Below are 18297 nucleotides of genomic sequence, written 5' to 3' on the forward strand. Positions count from 1 at the left end.
GAGAACCCGCATGCCGCAGAAGTCCCGTCCGTCCGGTGGCGCCAGCGCCGCCGCCACCGACGGCAGCACCCCCGCCGACGTCTCGGCCGGCACGCCTCCCACCACCCCCCGCCGCAGCGAGGGGCCGCGGGTCCGGCCGAAGAACGGGCTGGACCGCTACTTCGAGATCAGCGCGCGCCGGTCGACGGTGAGCCGCGAGGTGCGCGGCGGGATCACGACCTTCTTCACGATGGCCTACATCGTGGTGCTCAACCCGATCATCCTGACCAGCATCGCGGGGCCGGACGGCACGCCGGGCGCCGACGTCGAGGGCACGGTGCTCCCGTTCGGCTCGATCGCCGCGGTCACCGCGCTGCTCGCCGGCGCGCTCACGCTGCTCATGGGCATCGTCGGGCGCTACCCGTTCGCGCTGGCCACGGGCCTGGGCATCAACGCGATCGTCGCCGTCTTCGCGGCCACGCAGCTGTCCTGGCCGGAGATCATGGGCCTGGTCGTGCTCGAGGGCCTGCTCATCACGGTGCTGGTGCTGACCGGCTTCCGGAAGGCCGTCTTCGAGGCGATCCCGGCCCAGCTGAAGACCGCGATCGCCGTCGGCATCGGATTCTTCCTGGCGATCATCGGGCTGGCCGACGCCGGCATCATCCGGCCGGGCAACCCGCTGATCAGCTTCGGTGTCGGCGGGCAGCTCGCCGGCTGGCCGATGCTCGTGTTCGTCATCGGCCTGCTGCTCATGAGCCTGCTGGTCGTCCGCCGCGTCCGGGGCGCGCTGCTGATCGGCATCGTCGTGACCACGGTGCTCGCGATCGTCGTCGAGGCGATCGCCGGGGTCGGCCCCCGCTTCGGTGAGGACGGGGAGAACCCCCGCGGATGGGCGCTGCAGGTCCCCGCGCTGCCCGACGACGTCGTCGGCAGCCCCGACTTCTCGCTGCTCGGCAACTTCTCGCTGTTCGGCGGGTTCGAGCGCATCGGCGTCGTCGCCGCACTGCTCATCGTCTTCTCGATCATGATCGCGGACTTCTTCGACACCGTCGGCACGGTGACCGCCGTGGGGGCCGAGGGCGACCTGCTCGACGAGAAGCGCAACCTGCCCAGGTCGCAGCCGGTGCTCCTGGTCGACTCGCTGGCCGCGGCCGCCGGTGGCGCGGGCAGCGTCTCCTCGAACACCACGTACATCGAGAGCACCGCCGGCGTGGCCGACGGCGCCCGCACGGGGCTCGCCAGCATCGTCACCGGCCTGCTGTTCCTGGTCGCGGTCTTCTTCACCCCGCTGGTGGCGGTGGTGCCGTCCGAGGCGGCCGCCCCCGCGCTCGTCATCGTCGGCGCGCTGATGATCAGCCAGATCAAGCACCTCACCTGGGACGACATGTCCCTGGTCATCCCGGCGTTCCTCACCATCGCGCTGATGCCGTTCACCTACTCGATCACCAACGGCATCGGTGCCGGCGTCATCAGCTTCGTGCTGCTGCGGCTGGCGGTCGGGCGGCGCCGGGACATCCACCCGCTCATGTGGGTGGTGGCCCTGATGTTCCTCGTCTACTTCGCGCTCGAGCCGCTGCAGCAGCTGTTCTGACCCGGCTGCTGAGTTAGGCTAACGATCGTGGGCCGGACGACGCTGGACACCGCCGCGCTCGCCCACGAGCTGCGGCTGGCGGTCATGCGGTTCTCCCGGCGGCTGCGCAACCAGCGGGTGGACACCTCGGTGACCCTCACCCACCTCGCGGCGCTGTCGACGCTCAAGCAGCACGGCCCGATGAGCCCGGGGGAGCTGGCCGGCCACGAGCGGGTGCAGCCGCCGTCGATGACCCGCGTCGTCGTCGCCCTGGAGACGGCCGGGCTGGTGACCCGCACGCCGCACCCCACCGACGGGCGCCAGGTGATCATCGAGCTGACGCCGGCGGCGGAGGAGCTGCTGTCGGCGGAGGCCCGGGCGCGGGAGGCCTGGCTCGCCGGCCGGCTGCAGCGGCTGACCGCCGAGGAGCGGGCGGTCCTGCGCGAGGCGGCCGAGATCATGGACGAGCTCGCCAGGGGTGACCTGGACGAGCACTGACCAGCGGACGCCGCCCGAGCCGGGGAGCGGCATGTTCCGCGCCCTCCGGGTGCGCAACTTCCGCCGCTACGCCTCGGCCAACCTGGTCAGCCTGACCGGTACCTGGATCCAGCGCATCGGTCAGGACTGGCTGGTGCTGCAGCTGTCCGACGACAGCGGCGTCGCCCTCGGGCTGATCACGGCGCTGCAGTTCGGCCCCTCGCTGCTGCTGAGCGCCTACGGCGGCGTCCTCGCCGACCGCTACCCCAAGCGCCGGCTGCTGCTGATCGCCCAGACCCTCATGGGCCTGCTCGCCCTGGCGCTGGGCGTCCTGGTGGCCACCGGGGCGGTGGCGCTGTGGCACGTGTTCGTGCTGGCCGGGCTGCTCGGCTCGGTCTCGGCCGTCGACGTGCCGGTACGCCAGTCGTTCGTGCCGGAGATGGTCGGCCCCGCGCTGATCACCAACGCGGTGAGCCTCAACTCGACGATCTTCAACGGCGCCCGCCTGATCGGCCCGGCCCTCGCCGGGCTGCTCATCGGTGCCGCGTCGGGGAACACCGCGCCGGCGTTCTTCCTCAACGCGGCGAGCTTCGCCTTCACCATCGCCGCGATCGCCGGCATGCGCACCGAGGAGCTCACCCCGAGCCCACCGGTCGCCCGGGGGCGGGGGCAGCTGCGCGAGGGGCTGGCCTACACCTCGGCCCACCCCGACCTGCTGCTGGCGATGGGGCTGGCGTTCGTCGTGGGCACCTTCGGCTTCAACTACCAGGTCACCATCGCGCTGATGGCCCGGGAGACCTTCGACCTCGGCGCCCAGGCGTTCGGGCTGCTGTCGACCTGCTTCGCCGTCGGCTCGCTCAGCGGCGCCCTGCTCTCCACCCGGCGCAGCGTCCGGCCCCGGCAGCGGTTCCTCGTCGGCTCGGCGGTGCTCTTCGGCGCCTGCACCGTCGTCGCCGGGCTGATGCCCACCTACCTGGCCTTCGCCGCGCTGCTGGTGCCCACGGGAGCGGCGGCGCTGGTGTTCAGCGTGGCGAACAACAGCTTCGTCCAGCTCGGCGTCGACCCGCAGATGCGCGGCCGGGTGATGGCGCTGTACTTCATGTGCTTCATGGGCGGCACCCCGGTCGGGGCGCCGCTGATCGGCTGGACCTCCGAGCACTTCGGCGCCCCGTGGGGGCTCGTCCTCGGCGGCGGCGTCTGCGTCGTCGCGGGCCTCGCCGCCGCGGCCTGGCTGGCCCACCGCGGGGCGCTGCGGCTGGCGGTGCAGCGCAGGCCGCTGCGGCTGCGGGTCCAGGCCGCCCCCCGCCCCGCCGTCCCCTCCGCGCAGGTGCGCACCGTGGAGGAGAAGCTCAGCGAGAAGGCCCCCGGCCAGCAGTCGCTCTGAGCGACCCGGGTGCGCGTACCGTCGGCGGGCACCGGAACCGCCCGTGCGCAGGGGAACACCATGGCCGCCCTGATCCAGCTCGTCGCACTGCTCGCCGCGTTCGCCGCCCTGATCGCCGGCGTCGGCCCGCTGATCCGGTGGATCGAGGCCTGGTCGGCCCGCCGCCACGCGGCGCGTCACCCCGCGGCGCCCGGGCGCTCGCTGCAGCAGGTGGCCGCGGACCTGCGCCGGCTCGGGCGCCAGCTCGAGCTGGTCGCGGCCGGTGTGCCGATGGCCCGCCGCCGTGCGCTGCAGGCCGCCTACGACGACGTCCTCCTCGAGGCGGCCGGGATGCTCGGGGTGACCTCGGACCTGGCCGGGCTGCGGCGGGACCGCGCCCGCGAGGTCGAGCGCCTCCGGGTCGCCTGCGCGCTGCGCGCGGCCGGGCTGCAGGTGCCCCTCTGACCGCCGGTCCCGCGCGCCGGCTCTTCTTCGCCGTCGACCCGCCCGAGCCCGCGCGCCGTGACCTCGAGCGCGCGCTCCACCCGCTGCGGGACCTCCCGGGGGCACCGCGGTGGAGCCGTGCCGAGCGGTGGCACCTGACGCTGCTGTTCCTGGGCGCCGTCCCGGACGCCCTGGTGCCCGGCCTGGTGGCCGCCGCCGCACCCGCCGTCGCCGCGACGCCGCCGATGACGCTGCGGCTGGCCGGGGGCGGGCGGTTCGGGCCGGCGCGCCGCCCGCAGGTGGCCTGGGCCGGGCTCGACGGCGACGTCGACCCGCTGGTCGCGCTGGCCGGGCGGCTGGCCGGGGTCGCCCGCGGTCTGGGGCTGCCGGTGGAGGACCGGCCGTTCCGCCCGCACCTCACGCTGGGCCGCTGGCGCCCCGGCCGGCCGGCCGACGGGCAGCTGACCGACCGGCTGGCCGGCTACCGGGGGCCGGAGTGGCAGGTGCGCGAGATCCGGCTCTGGGAGAGCCGGCTCGGCCCCTCACCGCAGTACACGACCCTCGCGGCGTGGCCGGTGGGCTGACCTACCAGGCGTACTCCACCGGGGCGGGACGGTAGCCGGGGAAGATCTCGTCGAGCCGGGCCAGGGTGGCGTCGTCCAGCCGCACCTCCAGCGCCCGCAGCGCACCCTCGAACTGGTCCATGGTGCGCGGGCCGACGATCGGCGCGGTCACCGCCGGCTGGTGCAGCAGCCAGGCGAGGCCGACGTCGGCGGGAGAGTGGCCGAGGTCGCGGCAGAGGGACTCGTACTGCTCGAGCGCCGGCCGGTGCGCCTCGATCCGTTTCTGCTGCCGCTCCTCGTTCCGCCGGCGGGCCCCCTCCTCGGACCCCGTCTTCTCCAGGACGCCGGCGAGCAGCCCGCCGGCCAGCGGGCTCCACGGGAGGATGCCGACGCCGAGGTGCTGCGCGGCCGGCAGCACCTCCAGCTCCACGTGCCGGGTGAGCAGGTTGTAGTGCGACTGCTCGCTGACCAGGCCGGTGGAGTGCCGGCGCTCGGCCACCGCGTTGGCCCGGGTGATCTGCCAGGCGGCGTGGTTCGAGGAGCCGACGTAGAGCACCTTGCCCTGGGCGACGAGCGTCTCGCAGGCCTGCCAGATCTCCTCCCACGGCGTCGCCAGGTCGACGTGGTGGAACTGGTACAGGTCGATCCAGTCGGTGCCCATCCGGCGCAGCGAGGCCTCGCAGGCGCGCACGATGTTGCGGGCGGAGAGGAAGGTGTCGTTCGGCCAGTCGGACATGCCGCCGTAGACCTTGGTGGCCAGCACCGTCTTCTCCCGCCGGCCGCCGCCCTGGGCGAACCAGGTGCCGAGCACCTCCTCGGTGCGGCCCTTGCCGGCGTCGAAGCCGTAGACGTTGGCCGTGTCGACGAAGTTGACGCCCTCGGCGAGCGCCCGGTCGAGAACGGCGTGGCTGTCGCCCTCCTCGGTCCGCCAGCCGAAGTTCATGGTGCCCAGGCACAGCCGGGACACCGAGAGGCCGCTGCGGCCGAGGTGCGTGTGGTCCATGACGGCCACCCTGGCACCCTGTCCGACGTGCCGCAGAACGATGACCAGGCCCTCTCCGACTTCGACGCCGCGACCGCCGTGCGGCGGGGCGAGGCCGGCGTGCTCGTCGCCGACCTGCACCCGGAGTGGGAGGTCGGTGGCGGGATCCTCAACGGTGGCTACCTGCTGTCGGTCGCCGGGCGCGCGGCGGTGCTGGAGAGCCCGCACGAGCACCCGGTCGCGCTGTCGGCCAGCTACCTGCGGGCGGCGGCGGCCGGCCCGGCCACCCTCGCCGTGACGCCCGGGCCGGCGGGGCGGACGCTGGCCCACTCGCTGGTCACCCTCGCGGACGCGAGCGGGCCGGTCCTCACCGTCCAGGCGACGACGGCGACGCTCGCGGACGACGGCCCCGAGTACTCCCTCCCGGTGCCCGAGGTGCCCGGGCCGGACGAGTGCATCGACATGGCGGCGAACGCCCACCTGGCCGCCGTGCCGGTGCAGCTGCCCGGGCTCACGCGGCACGTGGAGAGCCGGCTGGACCCCGCCACCGCGACGTGGGCCCTCGGGCAGCCCTCCGACGAGCCGGTGCTGCGGGCGTGGGTGCGGCTGGCCGACGGCCGCCCGGCCGACCCGCTGGCGCTGCTCACCTTCGCCGACGTGCTGCCGCCCACGAGCTTCGCCACCGGCCGGATGGGCTGGGCGCCGACCGTGCAGCTGCAGGTGCTCGTGCGGGCGCTGCCGGCCCCGGGCTGGTGCCTCGTGGAGGCGCGGGCGAGCGAGGTCGCCGGCGGCTGGTCCGACGAGGACTACCGGGTCTGGGACTCCACCGGGCGGCTGGTCGCGCAGAGCCGCCAGCTGGCGCGCACCCCCCGCTGACGGCCCCCGTGCAGGGTCCCGCGGCGAGCCTGCGAGTCGTGGGGGGGCAGGGGGGCCTCTGTCAGCGGGGCAGGTCCAGCTCGCCGGTGAGGTAGCGCTGCACCGTGGGGCCGATCGCACCCACCAGCCACTCGGGCGGGGCCGACGCGAGCGGTTCCAGGCGCAGCACGTACCGGGTGACCACCAGCCCGGCCAGCTGCGAGGCGGCCAGGGCGCCCCGGGCGTCGCGCTCGGCGGGGTCGAGGTCGAGGGAGCCGAGCACCCGGCGCAGCACCTGGGTGACCAGGAACTCCCGCAGCAGGCGGGCGGTCCACTCGTTGCCCACGGCCGAGCGCACCAGCGCCAGGCCGGCGGTGCGCCCCGGGCCGTCCCAGACCCGCAGCAGCATGCGGACGACGTTGCCGCCCAGCTCCTCCCGCGTGCCGGCGAGCACCTCGGGCAGCAGCTGGGCGGGGTCGGCCGGGGCCTCGATCGCGGCGAGGAAGAGCTGGTCCTTGCTGCCGAAGTAGTGGTGCACCAGGGCAGGGTCGACGCCGGCCGCGATGGCGATCTGCCGGATGGTGGCGCCGTCGAACCCGCGCTCGGCGAAGGCCTCCCGTGCGGCGGCCAGCACCGCGTCCCGGGTGGCGGGGCTGCCGGGACGCCGTCCGGTGCGTCGCCGCGGTGGGTGTTCGCCGGCGTTCAGTCGGTCCTCCTCCGCAGGGTGGCCGCCGCCAGCGCGAGCGCCAGCAGGGCGGCGCCGGCCACGATGCCGACGTCCACCACCATCGTGCCGGTCGCCTCCGTCGAGCGCCCGACCTCGCGCAGGGCCTCGACCGCGTAGGTCAGGGGGAGGACGTCGCTGATCGCCTGCAGCCACCCGGCCATCTGCTCGCGGGGGACGAGCAGCCCGCAGAGGAAGAACTGGGGCAGGACGACCACCGGCATGAACTGCACCGCCTGGAACTCGCTGCGCGCGAAGGCGCTGGCCAGCAGGCCCAGCGCGACCCCGAGCACGGCGTCGACCACGGCGACGAGGACGACGAGCCCCACGGACCCGGCGACGTCCAGGTCGTACAGCGTCGTCGCCACCGTCACGGTGACCACCGCCTGCACCCCCGCCGCCAGCCCGAACGCCAGGCCGTAGCCGAGCAGCAGGTCCAGCCGGGACAGGGGGGTGGTGAGCAGCCGCTCGAGCGTGCCGGAGGTGCGCTCGCGCAGCATGGCGATGCTGGTCACGAGGAACATCACGACGAACGGGAAGACGCCGAGCATCGCCAGCCCGACGCGGTCGAAGGTGCCGGGCTGCCCGGGGGCGGCCGGGAGGTCCGCCCACAGCAGGTACAGCAGGCCGAGGAGCGCGCTCGGCAGCACGAGCAGCATCGCGATCGTGCGGTGGTCGTGCCGCAGCTGGCGCAGGACGCGGGCCGCCGTCGTCGCGGTGAGCCGCGGGCTCGCGGTGGTCACCGGGCCACCGCCTCGCGGGCGCGGACGACGTTCAGGAACGCGGTCTCCAGGTCGTCGGATCCACCGTCGGCGCGCAGCCGGCCGGGGGTCGTGTCGGCGAGCAGCGAGCCGCCGCGGAGGAGGAGCAGCCGGTCGCACCGGGCGGCCTCGTCCATCACGTGGCTGGAGACGACCAGCGTCGTCCCGGCGCGGGCCAGGGCGTGGAAGCGCGCCCAGAGCTCGACCCGGAGCACCGGGTCCAGGCCGACGGTCGGCTCGTCGAGGACCAGCAGCTCGGGCTCGCCGACCAGCGCGCACGCCAGGGAGGCGCGGCCGCGCTGCCCGCCGGAGAGGTCGGCGACGAGTTGCCCGGCGGCTCCGCGCAGCCCCACGTCGGCGACCGCGGCATCGGCCTCGCGGGCCCCGCGGCCGTGCAGCGCGGCGAAGTAGCGGGCGTTCTCCCGGACGGTGAGGTCGGGGTAGACGCTCGGCGCCTGGGTGACGTAGCCGACCCGCCGGCGCAGCGGGGCCGAGCCGGCCGGGTGGCCCAGCACGGTCACCGTCCCGGACCGCACCCGCTGCACGCCGACGATCGCCCGCATCAGCGTGCTCTTCCCGCCGCCGCTGGGCCCGAGCAGGCCGGTGACCCGGCCGGCCGGGACGGCGAACGTCAGCCCGGGCAGCACCCGGCGCTTCCCGCGGTCGACGACGAGATCGGTGACGGTGACGGCGTCCATGACGCGCTCCCCAGAACTCAACGACTGATGAACTCAACGCTAGATGAGTTCGGGGGTGCGCGTCAACGCCTCCACGCCGGGTGGCGGGAGGCGCCAGGGAGGATGGGCGCGTGCCGCAGCCCGTCGTCATCACCGATCCGGCCGACCCGCGGGTCGCCGACTTCCGCGACCTCAAGGCGGGGGACCGCCCGGCGGGCAGGGAGCGGGGCACCGGGCCGGTCATCGTGGAGGGGGTGCCGGCGGTCGGGCGCCTGCTGGCCTCGCCGTACCGGGTGCGCGCGGTCTTCGGGGTGCCGGGACGGGTGGCCGCGCTAGGCCTGCCCGACGACGTGCCGGCCTACGAGGCGGACAAGTGGGTGCTCTCGGAGGTCATCGGGTTCCGGCTCACCCGCGGTGTGGTCGCCTCCGCCGACCGTCTCCCGCCGGCGGGCCTGGACCAGGTGCTGACCGGTCCGGACCCGGCGGGGCCCCGTCGGCTGGCCGTCCTCGAGGCGCTCAACGACGCCGAGAACCTGGGCTCGATCGCGCGCTCGGCGGTGGCCCTCGGCGTCGACGGGCTGCTGCTCGATCCGCGCTGCGCCGACCCGCTGTACCGCCGGTCGGTGCGGGTCTCGATGGGGCACGTGCTCTCGCTGCCGTTCGCCGTCGTGCCCGACTGGCCGGCCGGGCTCGCGCGGCTGCACGACGCGGGCTACCTCACCGTCGCGCTCACCCCCGCGGCGGACGCGGTCGACCTCGCCGACGTCGACCCGCGGGCGCACCCGCGCACCGCCGTGCTGCTCGGCGCCGAGGGGCCCGGCCTCACGCCGGAGGCGCAGCGGACGGCGCGGGTACGCGCCCGCATCCCGATGCGCACCGGCGTCGACTCCCTCGGTGTGGCCGCCGCCGCGGCGGTGGCCTTCGCCACCCTGCGCTAGCTAGCCGCGCAGCGAGAACCGGGCCAGCATCGCGCGGGCCTCCTCGGCGTGCGAGGGGTGGCACATCACGTCGTACCGGCTCGCGACGATCTTGCTGGTGCTGGTGAAGTCGCGCTTGCCACGGGTGGCGGCGTACCCCATGCCGCCGAAGGCGGCACCGAAGGCCAGACCGATGAGCAGGCCGGTCAGCACCGACCCGATCCAGCTGGTCCCGTCGGGCGCGAAGATGCCCAGCAGGAGGCCGACGAACAGACCCCACCAGGCGCCGGCCGCGGCGCCCGCGGCGATCGCCCGGCCGGTCGTCATGCGGCCGGTCACCGTCTCGACCATGCGCAGGTCGGTCCCGATGATCGTCACGTTCTCCACCGCGAACTTCTCGTCGGAGAGGTAGTCGACGGCGGCCTGCGCCTGCTCGTAGCTGTCGTAGGACCCGACCTGCACGCCGCCCAGCGGCATCGACACCGAAGCACCCATGCCGGAGCGACTACCCAGTCGCGCCCGCCGTTCCACGTGCAGTTCGTCAGCGGTTGCGGCGGACCCCGAACACGATGTCCTCCCACGCCGGGATGCGGGCGCGCGGGTCCTCGTCGCCGTCCTCCTCGGTGCTCTGCCCCCGGCCGAGCACCACGGTGTCGTGCTCGGCGACCTCGTCGAGCAGGCTGGCCATCGCCTCGTCGTCGGCCGGGGTCCCGTCGGGGGCGTGCACGTCGCGCACGTGCGCGTCGTCCTCCCTGGCCGGGGCGGGGGGCGGCTCCGGGGTGCGCACCACCGAGACCGGGCGGTTGCGGGCGGCCGGCGAGGGCAGGCCGGCCGGCACCTCGGGCACGACCCGCACCAGGCGGGTGCCCTCGGCGAAGTCCGTCGTCGCGGCGTCCCCCGGGGAGACCGTGCGGGACTGCAGGTCGAAGTTCCAGCGCGCGGTGCCGGACTTGGCGCCGGCGCGCCACGCGCCGGTGACCACCCAGGTGCCCTCGTCGTCCCGGTGGGCGTCCCACGCGACGGCGTCGATGTCGGTGTCGATGAGCCGCAGCCGTTCCACCATGAAGTGCTGCAGCACCGCGCCCGGCGCCCCGTCGGTGAGCCGCACCCGTGCCTCGCGGGCCTGGGTGGTCACCCGCTCCCGCTCCTGCAGCACGGGGTGGGCGAAGCGCATGATCCGCTCCACCCGGGCCCCGGTGGCGGCGGCGACCTGCTCGGGGGTCTCCCCGGCGCGGATGCGGGACTGGATCACCCGGGGCGGGAGCTCGGTGCCGGAGTCGACGTCGATCTGGGTCAGCCGGCGGGCGTCCCCGCGAGCCGCCGCGCGGACGCGCTCGTCGATGGGGAGCTCGAACCGCTCGCCGTCCGGGGTGTCGGGGCCGTCCGCGACGAGGACGAGGCTCTTCCCGTCGTCGGAGAGCGCCACGAGGCGCAGCGTGCGCATGGGCGACCTCCTGCAGCCGGCGCGGTGGGTCCGGACGCCGATCCCGGTCCCCGAGGTTATCGGGACCGGGCGCGAGCGGCGCGCAGGCGCACCGGCGTGGCGCGTCCGCGGCGGGAGGGGCGGGGTCCCCCCGGGCGAGGGGTGCGGACGACGTCGTCGCACGCCGATGACAGCGCTGACACACGCCCGAAACGTGCGACCGCCACAGTGGGGTGCTCGCCGGCGGCGCCGTACCGAGCCGAGGAGGAGCGATGGCCAGCCCCGTGACCGACGTGTGGACGGCCGCGCCGGCGGGATGCGCCGCCCTGGAGCTCCTGGCGCCCCCGGAGGTGCTGCCGGCCCGGGTCCGCCGCGCCATCACCGGGATCGCCGGGGCCACCGCGGCCTGGTGCCCGGCCCCGGCCCCCGACGGCCGCCGCGTCGCCTACGTCACCGACCGGTCGGGGCTGCCCCGGCTGGAGGTGGCCGCGCTGGACGGCCGAACCCCGCCGGTCCAGGTGTCCGGCGCCGACCAGGAGGTGATCTCCGCCGCCTGGTCGCCCGACGGGGAGCGGCTGGCCTACCTGGTCAGCCCCGGCGGGTCGATCTGCGCCGAGCTGCACGTCGCCCGGCCCGACGGCACGGATCGCCGGCTGGTGGCCGGCGCCGACCCGCGGGCGGCGGTCCTCGCCGGCCGCTGGGTGGGCTCCCGGCACTACGCGTGCTCGATCGCCCCGGGCAACGGGCCGGACGCCGACGTGGTGCTGGTCGACGTGGTCACCGGCGAGCAGCGCACGCTGGCCTCCGGCGGCTTCCTCGCCGTCACCGCGGTCTCCGCCGACCATCGCACCGTCCTCGCCCGGCGCGGCCCGCGCGCCTACCGGCACATCGTGGTCATCGACGTGGCCACGGGCATCCAGCGGCGGGTCGTCCCCCTGGACGCGCCCGGCGGCATCGCCTCCGAGGACGGCCGGTTCGCCGACGACGGGGCCACCGTGCACGTCCGCGCCGCGCTGCCCGGGCCGCCCGGCACCGACCGCGCCGGCCTGGTGGCCGTCCCCCTGACCGGTGACGGGGTGCCCGGGCCCGGCCGGACGGTCCTGCAGCGCGCCGACGCCGACCTCGACGGGTACGCGGTGCGCCCCGACGGCACAGTGCTCGCGGTGTGGAACGCCGACGGGGTGAGCCAGCTGTGGCTGCACGCCCGGTCCGACGGTGGGGTGGTGCGCCGGATCGAGCTGCCCGAACCGGTGCTGTCGGGGTGGGCGCCGGCGGCCGACGGCGACGCGCTGATCGCCGAGCTGTCCGGGCCGCGCACCCCCCGGGGGCTGTGGCGCGTGCCGCTCGACGGCGCGGGCGCACCGGAACCGCTCGCCTGCTCGCCCACCAGGCGGCAGGTGCCGGGCCTGGTCGAGCCGGTGCCGCACGAGTACCTCGCCCCGGACGGCGTCCGGCTCTCCGGCTGGCTGTACGTGCCCGAGGGCGTCCGCGGCCCCAACCGCACGGTGGTCAGCTTCCACGGCGGGCCGGAGGGGCAGGCGCGGCCGAACTGGTCGCCCATCACCCAGAGCATGGTGGCCGCGGGCTTCACCGTCTTCGCCCCGAACGTGCGCGGCTCGGGTGGGTTCGGCCGGGCCTTCATGACCGCCGACGACGGGCCGGCGCGGGAGTCCTCGTTCGCCGACGTCCGGACGACGGTGGACGAGCTGGTGACCGCGGGCATCGCCGAGCCCGGCCGGATCGGTGCGCACGGCTGGTCCTACGGCGGCTACCTCACCCTGGTCGCGCTCACCCGGTGGCCCGAGCTCTTCGCCGCCGGCACCTCGCTGGCCGGGATGAGCGACCTGCGCACCTTCTTCGCCGGCACGGAGCCGTGGATGGCCGCGGCCTCGGTGACCGAGTACGGCGACCCCGTCGCCGACCGCGAGATGCTGGCCGCCCTCTCGCCGATGACGGCGCTGGACCGGCTCACCGCGCCGGTGCTGCTCGTGCACGGGGACCGCGACACGAACGTGCCGGTGGCCGAGTCGGTGCAGGCCCACCAGGCGCTGCAGGCGCGCGGCGCGCGCGCCGACCTGCTGCTGTTCACCGGCGAGGGGCACGCCATCGTCGGCCGGCAGCACCTGGTCGAACTGGGCGAGCGGCTCGCCGCCTGGTTCGATCGGTGGCTGTGAGCGGGGAACTCTTCGCCGGTTATCCCACCGCCCTCGGTGACGAGGCCGTCGGTGCCGACGGCCGGCTGCGCGTCGGGTGGGCCGGGCCGATCGCTGCCCTGGAACGGCTCGGGGCGCCCGGGCTGGCGGCCGCGGAGGCGGAGCTGCGGCTGCGGCGGCAGGAACGCGGCGTCGTCGTCGGCACGTGGGTGGACGGCCGGCAGCAGCTGCGCCCGGTGCCCCTGGACCCCGTGCCGCGGTTGATCGACGCCGGCACGTGGCGGGCGCTGTCGGCCGGGATGGCCCAGCGGCACCGGGCGCTGAACGCCTTCCTCGCCGACGCCTACCGCCCGGCCGGGCGTCGGCGCGGCGACCCCGACCGCGCGGCCGAGATCGTCCGGGCCGGTGCCCTGCCCGAGTGGGCCGTGACGCACGGCCCGGGCCGGGATCACGACGCCGTCGCCCGGGCGTGGCGGGGCCAGCCGCGGGCGACCGTCGCCGCGGCCGACCTCGTCCGGACCGACGACGGCCGCTGGGTGGTCGTCCGCGACGACCTGCGCGTGCCGTCCGGCATCGGGTACGCGCTCGCCGACCGGGACTCCGCCCGCGCCGCGCTGCCGGAGCTTTTCGCCGGCGCCGGGCAGCGGCTGCGGGAACCCGCGGAGGCCGTTCCGCTGCTGGCCGGCGCGCTGGCGGACGCCGCCCCGCCGGCGGTGCCCGGATCGCCGCGGATCGCGGTGCTCACCCAGGGCGAGAGCGACGGGGCCTGGTTCGAGCACCGGCTGCTGGCCGATGCCCTCGACGCGCCGCTGGTGCGGGCCGGTGACCTCTGGCCGCGCGCCGACGGGGGAGTGGAGGTCGCCGTCGACGGGGGCCGCGTACCGGTCGACGTGCTGTACCGGCGCTTCGACGATGCGCTGCTCGGCGCCTACGCCACCGGCGCGGGCGTCCCGCTGGGCCTGGCGCTCACCGAAGCGGTGCGGGCCGGGCGGCTCGGGCTGGCCAACGTGCCCGGCAACGGGGTGGCCGACGACGCGGCGGGCTACGCCTGGGTGCCGGCCATGATCCGCTTCTACCTCGGCGAGGAGCCCCTGCTGGGGTCGGCGCGGACGTGGGTGCTCGCCGACCCGGCGGCGTGGGCCGAGGTCGCCGACCGGCTGCCCGAGCTGGAGGTGGAGTCGGTCGCCGGGTACGGCGGCCGGCAGGTCGCGCTCGGTCCGGCCTGCTCGGCGGCGGAGCTGGCCGCGCTGCGGGCCGAGATCGCCGCCGCGCCGCACCGGTTCGTGGCGCGGGAGCCGCTCGCCGCCTCCACGGCGCCGACGCTGGTCGGCGGCTGCCTGCGTCCGCGGCAGGTGGAGCTGCGGCTGTTCTCCGTGGCCGGCGAGACCACCAGCACCCTGCCGCTGGCGCTGACCCGGGTGGACCGGGACGACCGGCCGGGGGAGTCCGACCGGGCGAGCAAGGACACCTGGCTGCTCCACTGAGGAGCGCCGCGGTCAGGCGGCCGGCTGCAGCGCCGACCGGATGCGCACGGTCGTCCCCTCGGGACCCGGGACGGCGGTGACCTCGGCGACCGCGCTCATCAGCGTGGAGCCGCGGCCGCGGTCCATGCTCGGCACCCGCTCCCGCCACTGGCCGTGGTCGCGGACCGTGATCTCCACCGCGCCGTCCCCGACGACGGCGGTGACCTCGACGACGGGCCGGGTCGGGTCCTGAGCGTGCTCGATCGCGTTGCTGGCCGCCTCGCAGGCCGCCAGGAGCAGGTCGTAGGACTGGTCGGCACCGACCCCCGCGTCGGCCAGGAGGGCGCGGAGCCGGCGGCGGACCACCGGGATCGAGGAGAGGGCCGACGGCAGCTGCCAGTGCGCCCGGTGCCCGGCGCCGTGGGGGCGGGTGGAGGACCGCGGACCCGCGTCCGGCGCCGGCGCCGGCCGGCCGACCGGCGTGGCCACCAGCGGCGCGGGCAGCGGGGAGGCGGCCGGCCGGGGCGGCTCGACGGTCTCGCGCGTCGTCACCGGGGGAACGGCGCGACCGGCCGCCCGCTCAAGCACCACCCGGACCCGGGCGAGGAGCTCCGCGGCGCGGAACGGCTTGGCCAGGTAGTCGTCGGCGCCGGCCTCCAGGCCCTCGACCGAGGCGTCCTGCCCGGCGCGGGCGGTCAGCATGATCACCGGGATGTCCCGGGTGGTCGGGTTCCCGCGCAGCGCCCGGAGCAGCTCGAAGCCGTCGACACGCGGCATCATCACGTCGGTCAGCACGAGGGCCGGTCGCTGCTCGGCCACCGCGGCGAGCGCCTCCTGCCCGTCGGCCGCCGTGCGCACCGCCCAGTGCGGCCGCAGCAGGCGCTCGAGGTAGCCGCGCATGTCCGCGTTGTCGTCCACCACCAGGACCGGCGCGGCGTCCGCCGCGCCGGGAGCCCGGCCGGCCGGGCGCGACATCTCCCGCTCCCAGCCCTCGGCCTCGCCGTGGGCGGCCTCCGACGGGACGGCCGCGGGACCGTCGACGACGGCGTCGGGGGCGCCGAACGGCAGGGCCACGGTGAACGTGCTGCCCCGCCCCGGCTCGCTGGTCACCGTCACCGTGCCGCCGTGCAGCGCGGCGAGCTCCTGCACGAGGGCCAGGCCGATGCCGGTGCCCTCGCGGGTGCGGGCGACCGCACCGGCGACGCGGTGGAACCGCTGGAACAGCTGGGGGAGCTCCTCGGCGACGATGCCGACCCCGGTGTCGGCCACGGTGAGCATCAGCTGGTCGGCGGCGCCGCGCACCGCCACGTCGATGCCGCCGACGAAGGTGTACTTCACCGCGTTGGCCAGCAGGTTGACGACGATCTTCTCCCACATCCGGGGATCGACGTACGCCGGGCGGTCCAGCGGCGGGCAGTCGACGGTGAGGCGCAGCCCGGCCCGCTCGGCGGCCGACCGGAAGATGCCGGCGAGCTCCGCGGTGAACGCGGGGACGTCGGTCTCCACGCGCACCGGGGTGGCCCGGCCGGCCTCGATGCCGGCGAAGTCCAGCAGGTCGTCGACCAGCCGCTGCAGCCGCTGCCCGTTGCGCAGCGCCAGGGAGAGCTGTTCGCGGACGTCGTCGGCCAACGGCGGGTCGGTGCTGTCCAGGACGTCACCGATCGGACCGAGCAGCAGCGTGAGCGGCGTGCGCAGCTCGTGGCTGACGTCGGCGAAGAAGGTGGTCTTCGCGCGGTCGAGCTCGGCGAGGGACTCGGCCCGCCGACGCTCGTCCTCGAACGCCCGGATGGTGACCAACGCGCCGGTGAACTGGCCGGCCACCAGCTGGTGGTAGGCGCGGTACGCGGCGTCCAGGGCCCGGTTGGGCGACGTGCCGAGGACCAGCAGGCCCACCGGCTCGGCATCCCGGCCGGCCGCCAGCGGCAGCACCACCGCGTCGGTCACCGGGTCGTCCCAGGGCCCGCCGGTCAGCCCCAGGGAGGCGACCGGCGGCAGCACCGCGCCGGCGTCGGCGACCTCGGGCAGGAGCTCGGCGTCGACCCCGGTCGTCGCCACGCGGGCGAAGGCGCCCTCGTCGGTGGCGAGGTAGACGGCGGCGAAGGGGGTGTCGAGCGGGTTCGATCCGAGGGCCGCGCACATGGTCGCGACCGTCTGCCGCTCGTCGGCGAGCTGCGTGCCCTCGACCGACAGCGTGTGCAGCAGCTGCTGGCGGCGGGCGGCGAGCAGTTCACCGGTGACCTCCGTGCAGACGGCGTGCATGCCGGCGACCCGGCCGTCGTCGTCGAAGGCCGGTGCGTGCGAGACGGTGAAGTAGGTCTCCTCCCGGTAGCCGGCACGCTCGAGGAGCAGCAGCAGCCCCGGCAGCCAGGAGGCCTCGCACGTGGCCATCGCGTGCTCGACCGGGGGCCCGAGCGTGCTCCACCCCTCGGCGAGGGTCTGCCGGATGTCCTGGCCGATCGCCGGGTGCTTCGCGCCGATCAGGGGCGCGTAGGCGTCGTTGTAGAACTGCAGGAAGTCCGGGCCCCAGGTCAGCACCATCGGGAACCTGGACACCAGCACCGTGCGCACGGCGAAGCGGAGGCTCGCCGGCCAGTCGGCCACGGGGCCGAGCGGGGTGCTCGCCCAGTCGAGGCCGGCCATGATCCGGCCGGACTCGCCCCCGGCGGCGAAGAGCTCGCCGCCGTCGGGGCCCGACGACGGTTCGGCGTGCACGGTCGCCCCCCGTCGAGGGGCCCGCTCGTCCCCGCTCAGAGCCGCTCCACCACGAAGTCGACGCAGGCGGTCAGCGCCGTGACGTCGTCGGGGTCGACGGCGGGGAACATGCCGATGCGCAGCTGGTTGCGGCCGAGCCCGCGGTACGGCTCCACGTCGACGACGCCGTTGGCGCGCAGCGTCGTCGCCAGGGCGGCGGCGTCGACGGAGTCGGCGAAGTCGACGGTCCCGACGACGAAGCTGCGGTGCTCGGGGTCGGTGACGAACGGGGTCGCGTACGGCGACTTCTCCGCCCAGTCGTAGAGCCGCGTGGCGGACTCGCGGCTGCGCGCGACCGTGCCGGAGAGGCCGCCGAGGGAGAGCATCCAGTCGATCTGGTGGGCCAGCAGGAACAGCGTGGCGACCGCGGGGGTGTTGTAGGTCTGGTCCCTGGTGGAGTTGTCGACCGCGACCGACAGGTCCAGGAAGCCGGGTACCCAGCGGCCCGCGGCCTCGATCTCGGCGATCCGCTGCAGCGCGTCGGCCGACATCAGGGCCACCCAGAGCCCGCCGTCGGCGGCGAACGACTTCTGCGGGGCGAAGTAGTAGACGTCGGTCTGCGAGACGTCGACCGGCAGGCCGCCGGCTCCGGAGGTGGCGTCGACGAGGACGAGGGCGTCCTCGGTGCCGTGCGGGCGCGAGATCGGGGCCATGACGCCGGTGGAGGTCTCGTTGTGCGCCCAGGCGTAGGTGTCGACGCCCTCGGTGGCGATGGGCAGCGCCAGGGATCCCGGCTCGGCCGACACGATGACCGGGTCGGCCAGGAACGGGGCCCGCGACGCCGCGGCGGCGAACTTGGTGGAGAACTCCCCGTAGGTGGCGAAGGCGGCGCGGTCGCGGATGAGCCCGAAGAGCGCGGCGTCCCAGAAGGCGGTCGTCCCGCCGTTGCCGAGCACGACCTCGTAGCCGTCGGGCAGGTCGAACAGCGTGGTCAGCCCCTCGCGGACCCGCCGCACCAGGTTCTTCACCGGCGCCTGCCGGTGGGAGGTGCCCATGATCGCCGCCCCGTCGCCGGCGAGGGCGCGCAACGCCTCGGGCCGCACCTTCGACGGGCCGCACCCGAACCGGCCGTCGGCGGGCAGGAGCTCGGCGGGGATGGTGATGCTCATCCGGGGGAGGGCCTTCCGGTCGTGCGGATCAGGCGGCCCCGCCGCGCACCCCCACCGCACGCCGTGCGCGCGGTGGGGGCAGCGGG

The 18297-nt window shown here is 75.9% G+C and carries 17 protein-coding genes; 9 read left to right on the forward strand and 8 right to left on the reverse strand.

Annotated elements, in window-relative coordinates; all coding sequences use genetic code 11:
• The first annotated feature begins 10 nt into the window (after positions 1 to 10).
• From ACI79S_RS03970 to thpR, 5 genes are read left to right on the forward strand one after another with little or no spacing between them, the layout of a single operon-like run.
• Positions 11 to 1570 (forward strand): NCS2 family permease, encoded by a 1560-nt coding sequence (locus ACI79S_RS03970; RefSeq protein WP_456592143.1) that lies wholly within the window; start codon positions 11 to 13, stop codon positions 1568 to 1570.
• Between the two features lie 27 nt (positions 1571 to 1597).
• The gene (locus tag ACI79S_RS03975) at positions 1598 to 2047 is read left to right on the forward strand and encodes a MarR family winged helix-turn-helix transcriptional regulator (protein WP_456592144.1); all 450 of its coding nucleotides are present in this window, start codon (positions 1598 to 1600) and stop codon (positions 2045 to 2047) included.
• A gap of 31 nt (positions 2048 to 2078) precedes the next feature.
• Positions 2079 to 3410 carry an MFS transporter gene (locus tag ACI79S_RS03980; RefSeq protein WP_456592145.1) on the forward strand — a complete coding sequence of 444 codons (1332 nt, stop codon included), beginning with the start codon at positions 2079 to 2081 and terminating at the stop codon, positions 3408 to 3410.
• 60 nt (positions 3411 to 3470) lie between these two features.
• Complete coding sequence (locus ACI79S_RS03985; RefSeq protein ID WP_456592313.1) at positions 3471 to 3854, forward strand: hypothetical protein; 384 nt, start codon at positions 3471 to 3473, stop codon at positions 3852 to 3854.
• Positions 3851 to 4417 carry an RNA 2',3'-cyclic phosphodiesterase gene (gene thpR / locus ACI79S_RS03990; RefSeq protein WP_456592309.1) on the forward strand — a complete coding sequence of 189 codons (567 nt, stop codon included), beginning with the start codon at positions 3851 to 3853 and terminating at the stop codon, positions 4415 to 4417. Before ACI79S_RS03985 ends, thpR begins: the two co-directional genes overlap by 4 nt.
• A 1-nt stretch (position 4418) precedes the next feature.
• Here thpR and ACI79S_RS03995 read toward each other — a convergent pair whose 3' ends face one another.
• A complete protein-coding gene (locus tag ACI79S_RS03995) occupies positions 4419 to 5399 on the reverse strand; it encodes an aldo/keto reductase (RefSeq protein ID WP_456592146.1) in 981 nt (326 codons plus the stop codon).
• A 27-nt stretch (positions 5400 to 5426) separates the two neighbouring features.
• On the opposite strand from ACI79S_RS03995, the gene ACI79S_RS04000 reads away from it, so the two are divergent.
• Positions 5427 to 6254 carry an acyl-CoA thioesterase gene (locus tag ACI79S_RS04000; RefSeq protein WP_456592147.1) on the forward strand — a complete coding sequence of 276 codons (828 nt, stop codon included), beginning with the start codon at positions 5427 to 5429 and terminating at the stop codon, positions 6252 to 6254.
• Positions 6255 to 6315: 61 nt separating this feature from the next.
• Here ACI79S_RS04000 and ACI79S_RS04005 read toward each other — a convergent pair whose 3' ends face one another.
• The 3 genes from ACI79S_RS04005 to ACI79S_RS04015 all read right to left on the reverse strand — a co-directional run bounded on the left by ACI79S_RS04005 (position 6316) and on the right by ACI79S_RS04015 (position 8416).
• Positions 6316 to 6867: a TetR/AcrR family transcriptional regulator gene (locus ACI79S_RS04005; RefSeq protein WP_456592148.1), complete on the reverse strand. Its 552-nt coding sequence runs from the start codon at positions 6865 to 6867 to the stop codon at positions 6316 to 6318.
• 68 nt (positions 6868 to 6935) lie between these two features.
• The gene (locus ACI79S_RS04010; protein ID WP_456592149.1) at positions 6936 to 7700 is read right to left on the reverse strand and encodes an ABC transporter permease; all 765 of its coding nucleotides are present in this window, start codon (positions 7698 to 7700) and stop codon (positions 6936 to 6938) included.
• Positions 7697 to 8416, reverse strand: coding sequence for an ABC transporter ATP-binding protein (locus ACI79S_RS04015; protein WP_456592150.1), 720 nt, complete (start codon positions 8414 to 8416; stop codon positions 7697 to 7699). Before ACI79S_RS04015 ends, ACI79S_RS04010 begins: the two co-directional genes overlap by 4 nt.
• A 110-nt stretch (positions 8417 to 8526) precedes the next feature.
• Between ACI79S_RS04015 and ACI79S_RS04020 the strand changes: the two genes are divergently transcribed.
• The gene (locus tag ACI79S_RS04020) at positions 8527 to 9333 is read left to right on the forward strand and encodes a TrmH family RNA methyltransferase (RefSeq protein ID WP_456592151.1); all 807 of its coding nucleotides are present in this window, start codon (positions 8527 to 8529) and stop codon (positions 9331 to 9333) included.
• Here ACI79S_RS04020 and ACI79S_RS04025 read toward each other — a convergent pair whose 3' ends face one another.
• Both ACI79S_RS04025 and sepH read right to left on the reverse strand, forming a co-directional pair.
• Positions 9334 to 9807, reverse strand: a complete 474-nt coding sequence (locus ACI79S_RS04025) for a general stress protein (RefSeq protein WP_456592152.1) — start codon at positions 9805 to 9807, stop codon at positions 9334 to 9336. It abuts the gene before it with no gap.
• Between the two features lie 46 nt (positions 9808 to 9853).
• On the reverse strand, positions 9854 to 10756 hold the full coding sequence (sepH, locus tag ACI79S_RS04030) for a septation protein SepH (protein WP_456592153.1): 903 nt from the start codon (positions 10754 to 10756) through the stop codon (positions 9854 to 9856).
• Positions 10757 to 11007: 251 nt separating this feature from the next.
• On the opposite strand from sepH, the gene ACI79S_RS04035 reads away from it, so the two are divergent.
• Positions 11008 to 12909 (forward strand): S9 family peptidase, encoded by a 1902-nt coding sequence (locus ACI79S_RS04035; protein WP_456592154.1) that lies wholly within the window; start codon positions 11008 to 11010, stop codon positions 12907 to 12909.
• Positions 12906 to 14372, forward strand: coding sequence for a circularly permuted type 2 ATP-grasp protein (locus ACI79S_RS04040; protein WP_456592155.1), 1467 nt, complete (start codon positions 12906 to 12908; stop codon positions 14370 to 14372). The genes ACI79S_RS04035 and ACI79S_RS04040 overlap by 4 nt, the downstream gene beginning before the upstream one ends.
• 12 nt (positions 14373 to 14384) lie before the next feature.
• Here the strand turns inward: ACI79S_RS04040 and ACI79S_RS04045 are convergent, their stop codons facing one another.
• Positions 14385 to 17063, reverse strand: a complete 2679-nt coding sequence (locus tag ACI79S_RS04045; RefSeq protein ID WP_456592156.1) for an ATP-binding protein — start codon at positions 17061 to 17063, stop codon at positions 14385 to 14387.
• 35 nt (positions 17064 to 17098) lie between these two features.
• A complete protein-coding gene (gene serC, locus ACI79S_RS04050) occupies positions 17099 to 18211 on the reverse strand; it encodes a phosphoserine transaminase (protein WP_456592157.1) in 1113 nt (370 codons plus the stop codon).
• Positions 18212 to 18297 lie beyond the last annotated feature (86 nt).

This window comes from Blastococcus sp. SYSU DS1024, from assembly GCF_054050795.1.

Coding starts and splice junctions, on each gene's coding strand:
- ACI79S_RS03980 (WP_456592145.1), top strand. CDS start 2,079: ATGTTCCGCGCCCTCCGGGTGCGCAACTTCCGCCGCTACGCCTCGGCC.
- ACI79S_RS04025 (WP_456592152.1), bottom strand. CDS start 9,807: ATGGGTGCTTCGGTGTCGATGCCGCTGGGCGGCGTGCAGGTCGGGTCC.
- ACI79S_RS04015 (WP_456592150.1), bottom strand. CDS start 8,416: ATGGACGCCGTCACCGTCACCGATCTCGTCGTCGACCGCGGGAAGCGC.
- sepH (WP_456592153.1), bottom strand. CDS start 10,756: ATGCGCACGCTGCGCCTCGTGGCGCTCTCCGACGACGGGAAGAGCCTC.
- ACI79S_RS03985 (WP_456592313.1), top strand. CDS start 3,471: ATGGCCGCCCTGATCCAGCTCGTCGCACTGCTCGCCGCGTTCGCCGCC.
- ACI79S_RS03970 (WP_456592143.1), top strand. CDS start 11: ATGCCGCAGAAGTCCCGTCCGTCCGGTGGCGCCAGCGCCGCCGCCACC.
- serC (WP_456592157.1), bottom strand. CDS start 18,211: ATGAGCATCACCATCCCCGCCGAGCTCCTGCCCGCCGACGGCCGGTTC.
- ACI79S_RS03995 (WP_456592146.1), bottom strand. CDS start 5,399: ATGGACCACACGCACCTCGGCCGCAGCGGCCTCTCGGTGTCCCGGCTG.
- ACI79S_RS04035 (WP_456592154.1), top strand. CDS start 11,008: ATGGCCAGCCCCGTGACCGACGTGTGGACGGCCGCGCCGGCGGGATGC.